We start from the raw sequence: 6,280 nt of genomic DNA on the forward strand, positions 1-6,280 counted from the left end.
CCTGCAAATGCAGGGTTTTTTTTATGCCTGGAGAAAAGTATGGCGACATCATCCCTTGGGCTCTTAACTGTAGATTTATTGCTAAAACTTGCTGGCTTTGAACAAGGTTTAGATGCAGCAGAGCGTAAAGCTAAAAAAGGTGCTGATAACATTAAAAAGGGGTTTGCTGCCTTAAAAGATCAGGTCGCTGAAACTTTTAGCGGTACACAACTTGGTTCAATTATCGATAACTTTAATACGAAATTAGGTTCAATTCGTGGTGGTGCTTTAGTTGCTACTGGCGCGCTTGCGGGTATGGCTGTTGGTGGTGTAGTTGTTGGTACGGCTGCCTTGGCAAAAATGGCAATTGAAACAGCCAAAGCTGATGCGCAACTTCAAATCTTGGCAAACCGTGCAAATATCAGCACTAAAAGCTTTCAGATTTTAGAGTACGCGGCATCTGGCTTAGGTATTTCACAGGATCAATTGGGTTCTATTTTTGCAGATGTGCAGGAAAAGCTCGGTGAGTTTAGTGCAACCGAAGGTGGTGGTGCAGCAGACTTCTTTGATGCACTAAAAAACAATACCAAAATGACCGATGACCAAATCAAAGTATTTGGTAAAACGTTACAGGGCAAGGATGGTGTAGAAGCTGTCCAGATGCTGAATGACAAAATGGATGAGCTTGGTGCAACCAGTCAAGAGCGACGTTTTGTATTTGAAAGCTTGGCATCTGACCTTGGTAACTTGGCTCCATTGTTTGCGGAAAATGGTTCTCTGTTAAGTCAGTATGGTGAGGCCTTAGAGGAAGCAGGGGTTATTAAGTCTAAGGAGGCTTTAGAACAATCCAAGCTTCTGGCTGCTCAAACTGAATCTGTCCGTATGCGCTTCGATGGCTTTAAAACCCAGCTTACAGCACAAATGATGCCCGCATTAAATAGTGTAATCGGCTACTTTATAGAGGGTGCTGGTAAAGGTGGGCAGTTTGGCAGTGTGATCCAGTCTGTTGGATATATCGCCAAGGGTGTTGGTGTTGTCATTATTGGTGTTGCTGCATCTATCGAAGTCTTGATTAATCTGATTTCTGGCTTTATTGATCAGGCAAAAAATGTTGCAGATACGGCAGTCAATGTTTGGGATGCTGACGGTGCCAAAGCCAAAGCGCAAGCACTTGCACAAGGATTATCAAATGGGTTTACCATCGCAAAAAACACTTTTGTAAGTGGTGCCATGACCATTCAAAAGGCAATGGATGGTGCAAGTGGTGTTCTGGATTCATCATTAACCAAGCTAGATAAGCTGTCACAGGTGAATTTGGCAGTTGGCAATGCATCCGAGCAATCAGCCAAAGGTATTAAGACCAATACCAAAGAGGCAGAGGAAAATGCCAAAGCTGCTGAAAAACAGGCTGCTGCTAAAGCCAAGTTAAATAAAGAACTTCAGGTTAATGCAAAGGTGCAGGCAAATGCAGCCAAGTTCGGATTTGCAAGTTTAGAAAGTCAATACAAATTACCAAGTGGCTTGCTTTCAGCAGTAAATATGCAAGAAAGTCGTGGTAATGCCAATGCTATTGGTCCTTCAACCAAGCATGGCACTGCTAAAGGTGGTTTCCAACTAATTGATACAACTGCAAAACGTTTCGGACTGCTTGGTAGTGATGTTTTTAATACAGGGAAATCTGCTGAAGCTGCTGCCAAGTATTTTCAGTTTCTGTATGACAAGTTTGGTTCTTGGGAGAAAGCAATTTCAGCCTACCATGCAGGTGAGGGTAACGTTGAGCGTGGCACGGGGCTAGGTCCTATTAACCGTGAGTATGTAAAAAATGTCATGGGGTATATGGATTCAACACTGAAAGGTGTGGGTACAACTGCTTCAGATGCTGTCCAGTATGTGGATGAGATTCTTCGTTCACAAAAATCTGTTATTCAAAACTATTTAACTGAACGTGAAAAACTTGAGCTTGATCATATTGGAAAATTAAAGGCAATTAATTATGCATTTGCTGGAGATGATTCTGCGATTAAGAAGTACACTGGTCTGCAGAATACTGCTTATGAAAAAGGTTTATCAGCTCATACCCAAGCACAAAAGTTAAAAGATTTAAGTGAAAAGAAGGCTTTGCTTGAAGTTCGTCAAAAATGGATGACTGCAGGTGACTATGCTGAACAGTATTATTCGCTAGTACGTGAAGAAATTTTAGCGACATCTGAATACTCACCTGATATGAAGAATGCCTTGATTAAGCAGGCAAATATTCAGCAAGGTATAGAGCAAAACGAAAAACGTGAAAGCGTTTGGTCTGATTATAAATCGATGATGGGGCTTGATGAATCGCCGTATCAGCAAGACATGAATCTACTAAAGGCTGCACGTGATGAAATGCTGATTACTGAGGAAGAGTACCAGCGCCAGCGCTTAGAAATGCAGTTGTCTTATGGTGCGCAATATGGTGCCGATTTTGCGGGCATGATGATGGGCTTAGTTGATTCATCTAGTTCTGCATACACAGTTTTGGGATTGGCTCAAAAAAGCTTTGCATTATACTCAGTCATGATGGACAGCAAAGTAGCTATTTCTAAAGCATGGGCTTCTGCTACATTCCCACTCAACATGCCCGCAGTGGGTATGGCAGTAATGCAAACAGGTCTGCTTGAAGCGGCTGTTTCAGCACTTTCGCCTGTCGGGTTTGCTGGAGGTGGGTTTACAGGCTTTGGCGGTAAGTACGAGCCAGCAGGAATCGTCCATAAGGGCGAGGGGGTGCTGAATCAGGAAGAAATCGCTGCATTAGGTGGGCCAGCGGGTTTCTTTGCTTTGCGAGATTCTATCCGTAATGGTTTTGCAGATGGTGGTTTGGCTCTTGATGCGCCTAAACTGATGAATGTTCAAAGCCCTGCTATGCAAGATTACGTCAATCAAACACAGCAGAATGCTTCAGCACAACTAACCCCACAGCACTTGCAAATCAACAATATTCTAGATCCATCTATTGTTGGTGATTTTATGGGGACAACTGCTGGAACCAAAACATTCATAAATTTCATTAAGAATAATCGAACATCACTTAAGGCGATTCTTGCATGATCATAAGCACTGAAAAATTCGGTGATGTCATTTTGCTGACAACGCCGATACTGACTGATGCGACAGAAACGCTGGCCTTTAAAACCGATGTTTTTGAAGCTAAAAACGGCACAGAACAGCGGACTCCGCTAAAAGACAAAGCTCGGCAAACGCTGAGCTTTTCTTCTATTGCGCTGCATGACGAAGTTTCTCAAAACTTCAATGTGCAATGGGGTGGCATTCGCAAGCTTTGGGCAGTACCGCTGGCACAGGAGTCGCAATATGTCGGTGCTGTGGACGGTGATTTCATTGAATGCCGTACGGATATATTTTCTTTCTACGTGGGCAGTCTCGCATTACTTAAAAGTGACACTGTTTTTCAACTTGTTGAAGTGCTTGAAGTTCAAACCGATGGTTTGCTGATTTCCGAATCAGCAACCATGGCAAAAGCAAAGCTTTACCCGGTGCGGGTGTGCTTTATCAGTGGTGATATTTCACGACAGGTCAGCAATTTCTATGCACGTTCAAACGTCACATTTGTTGTATTAGATGAGCCAGAAGTTCAGGAAAGTGTGCCAGTACAGTTTCTTGGAAATGACTTGGATAAGTTTTGTCTGATGTTGAACGGTGGCAGTCTTGAAACGACGATTTCGCAGAATCAAGTGATTATCGATTCTGAAATTGGCCAGATTTATCAGGGCTCAGACTGGAACCATGCGCGCTACGGCAAGCAATATCGCACAGTTTTAAAAGGGCCCGAACAGTTGTATGCATATCGACAGTTTCTGTTTCGTCGACAAGGCCGATTTCGGCCTTTTTGGTTGCCGACATACGAATCAAATATGCGCTGTAAAAGCACTGGTCTGATTTCATCTGTAATGCTGATAGAGCATGATCAGCATAAACAGCTGGCGGATCTGCGCAAGCATATTGCAATTAAGAGTGACGGAAATTGGACTGCACACACGATTACAGCTTCGGCGCCAGTGGCAGGAAATTCAACACAGATCACCATTACACCAGCATTGAATAAAAATGCCAGCGCTATTGAGCGTATTTCATATCTTGGCCTGCATCGTCTCGACGCGGACTCGATTGATATTCATTATCAAGGCGCCGGCATTGTCGAAGTGAGTGTGCCGATTTTAGAAATAGGAGTCTGACATGGGTGTACGCACATTCTTTCGAAATATGTTTGACTCAGCAACACGTCGTGAGCTGTACGAGTTCACTCGCGGTACAGAAAAGTTTTACTACACGTCTGGCGATGCAGAAGTTGAACTGAATGATGTGGTGTATGAGCAAATTACAATCTCACGCAGTGAAATCAAAAATAGCAGTGATCTTGAAAAAGATCCGCTTGAAATCACATTTGCACGCGATTCTAAGTTTGCACAAGACTGCCTGCGCTCTGCACTTGAAGAAAACGTATATGTAAAAGTGATTAAATTCCAGCATGGCCAACAATCGATTTTGTGGCAAGGCCGTGTTGTATCAGTCAAGCCTTCGGGCGCAAGTATCGTTCTAAAATCAGAAACAAACTTTACGAAGCTGGGCAGAGCTGGTGCACGTCTGAAATTTCAGCGTACATGCTGTCATGACTTGTATGGCAATGGATGTCGATTGAATAAAGCGGATTGGGGAGTGCAGACAACAATTAAATCAGTGACTGCGAATGCAATCGAACTACGCGATCTAAGCTTTGATGATAACTATTTCAGACTAGGCATGTTGCAAAGTGCATTCGGCGTCAGTGTCGGTATTGAATCAAGCGCAGGCAATACAGTGAATATCATCCGCCGACTGGACTCGCTTGCTGATCAAATTACAAGTGATGCTGATTTGTTAGCGTATCAAACTGCAGTTTTAGAGCTGGATCAGACCATTGCTACGCGTGATGCGCTGGATGAAAACGATCCAAATTACGAGCAGGATTTTGCCGATGCGCAGGCTTTGGTGGACCAAAAGCAGGAAGCATTCAATATTGCTTCGGAATCCGTATTTTTTGTTGTGGCATATCCAGGCTGTATGAAGTCACTTACTGCATGCGACCGCTTTAATAACACAGACAATCATCTGGGTTTTGCATATATGCCCGAAGACAACCCATCTACTACGAGGAACGCATAATGTGGGCAGTCGTTGCGATTGTAATATCGCTTGCATCGTTTTTTCTGCAACCAAAGATGAAGACCACAACACCAAGTCCCGGGGAGCAGGAAGGCACGAAGGCGGATGAAGGTGGTTCAATTTGTGTGATTTTTGGCACGTGTGATGTATCGCCAAACTTCACTGCATTTAAAGCAGAAGCGCCTGAAGCAATTCAGAAATAAAGGTATCTGAAATGGAAGATCAAAACAGCTCGCAAACCGCGGGCTTTATTTTTGTTCGTCATATTCGCGCTTGCGGGATGTGTACGCTCGGTGCGAAGCGGTTTTTTATGAATTATGGGCTTTCCAGTACTGAGGTGCAGGAATTTTATAAAAACGGAATGTCGTTCGAAAAATTTAATGAGTTATTCGGCCATGACCCAATGGCACAACAAGTAATTCGGAAAGCACAAGATGAAGAAAAAGAAATCAACGGTCGGCTATAAGTACAGAGCGAGTGCGCATGCTGTCTTGTGCCATGGCCCAGTAGACTCGATCACAAAGATATCTTTTCAAGACAAAGATGCGTATTTGAATGAAGAATCTGAAAACAAAACAATCTTTGTTGATAAACCAGCATTATTCGGCGGTGATGAGCAAGCTGGCGGTGTGCAAGGCGGTATCGAGTTGCATTTTGGCGCACATGACCAGCCAAAAAGCACCAAATTGCAGGAGATCTGCAGTTCTATTTCAGATGCATTTGGTGGGTTGATTTCTGCTTACCGCGGTGTTGTTTCAGTCGTGTTTGATAACTTTTATTACGGCACATCACCGCAATTTCCTGAATCAACTTGGCGTGTAAAACGCATTCATACTCGTCATGATGGTCAACTGCAGTGGTATGACGAAAAAGCGGAAATTAATGCGCGTGTAATCTCGAAATCTTTAGACTCTGCATATAAATATCATGTGCAAAGCGGATTTACAGCGTTGTCACAGCTGGCATCTTTTGCCGCTGTAGATTTCAATGATTCAGCTTGGCCTGAAGCGCAAAGTCCATTTGGCTATGTAAATGGATCTGGCCTGCCTGCACCAAATACGCAGATTTTGCCCGGTGAGGGCAAAGCAATTATGATTCGGGAACGTATCAA

At 43.6% G+C, this 6,280-nt stretch carries 5 protein-coding genes and 1 pseudogene; all 6 read left to right on the forward strand.

All coding sequences use genetic code 11. The features are described from left to right. Positions 1-39: 39 nt before the first annotated feature. Positions 40-3,060 carry a lytic transglycosylase domain-containing protein gene (locus HYG93_RS07665; protein ID WP_178962254.1) on the forward strand — a complete coding sequence of 1,007 codons (3,021 nt, stop codon included), beginning with the start codon at positions 40-42 and terminating at the stop codon, positions 3,058-3,060. Then, positions 3,057-4,202: a hypothetical protein gene (locus HYG93_RS07670; protein WP_178962256.1), complete on the forward strand. Its 1,146-nt coding sequence runs from the start codon at positions 3,057-3,059 to the stop codon at positions 4,200-4,202. Before HYG93_RS07665 ends, HYG93_RS07670 begins: the two co-directional genes overlap by 4 nt. A gap of 1 nt (position 4,203) precedes the next feature. Continuing rightward, positions 4,204-5,169 (forward strand): DUF2163 domain-containing protein, encoded by a 966-nt coding sequence (locus HYG93_RS07675; RefSeq protein ID WP_256733397.1) that lies wholly within the window; start codon positions 4,204-4,206, stop codon positions 5,167-5,169. Beyond that, positions 5,169-5,372 carry a hypothetical protein gene (locus HYG93_RS07680; RefSeq protein ID WP_120402465.1) on the forward strand — a complete coding sequence of 68 codons (204 nt, stop codon included), beginning with the start codon at positions 5,169-5,171 and terminating at the stop codon, positions 5,370-5,372. The genes HYG93_RS07675 and HYG93_RS07680 overlap by 1 nt, the downstream gene beginning before the upstream one ends. A gap of 11 nt (positions 5,373-5,383) precedes the next feature. After that, a complete protein-coding gene (locus tag HYG93_RS07685; RefSeq protein WP_178962258.1) occupies positions 5,384-5,635 on the forward strand; it encodes a hypothetical protein in 252 nt (83 codons plus the stop codon). After that, positions 5,604-6,280: pseudogene (locus tag HYG93_RS07690) on the forward strand (hypothetical protein); the annotation flags it as partial. The gene HYG93_RS07685 and the pseudogene HYG93_RS07690, both read left to right, overlap by 32 nt.

This window comes from Acinetobacter sp. SwsAc6 (assembly GCF_013391565.1).
Classification (GTDB): Bacteria; Pseudomonadota; Gammaproteobacteria; order Pseudomonadales; family Moraxellaceae; genus Acinetobacter; species Acinetobacter cumulans.

What these genes read in the sequence shown, in the direction of transcription:
- HYG93_RS07665 (WP_178962254.1), top strand. Translation starts at nt 40, where the DNA reads ATGGCGACATCATCCCTTGGGCTCTTAACTGTAGATTTATTGCTAAAA.
- HYG93_RS07670 (WP_178962256.1), top strand. Translation starts at nt 3,057, where the DNA reads ATGATCATAAGCACTGAAAAATTCGGTGATGTCATTTTGCTGACAACG.
- HYG93_RS07675 (WP_256733397.1), top strand. Translation starts at nt 4,204, where the DNA reads ATGGGTGTACGCACATTCTTTCGAAATATGTTTGACTCAGCAACACGT.
- HYG93_RS07680 (WP_120402465.1), top strand. Translation starts at nt 5,169, where the DNA reads ATGTGGGCAGTCGTTGCGATTGTAATATCGCTTGCATCGTTTTTTCTG.
- HYG93_RS07685 (WP_178962258.1), top strand. Translation starts at nt 5,384, where the DNA reads ATGGAAGATCAAAACAGCTCGCAAACCGCGGGCTTTATTTTTGTTCGT.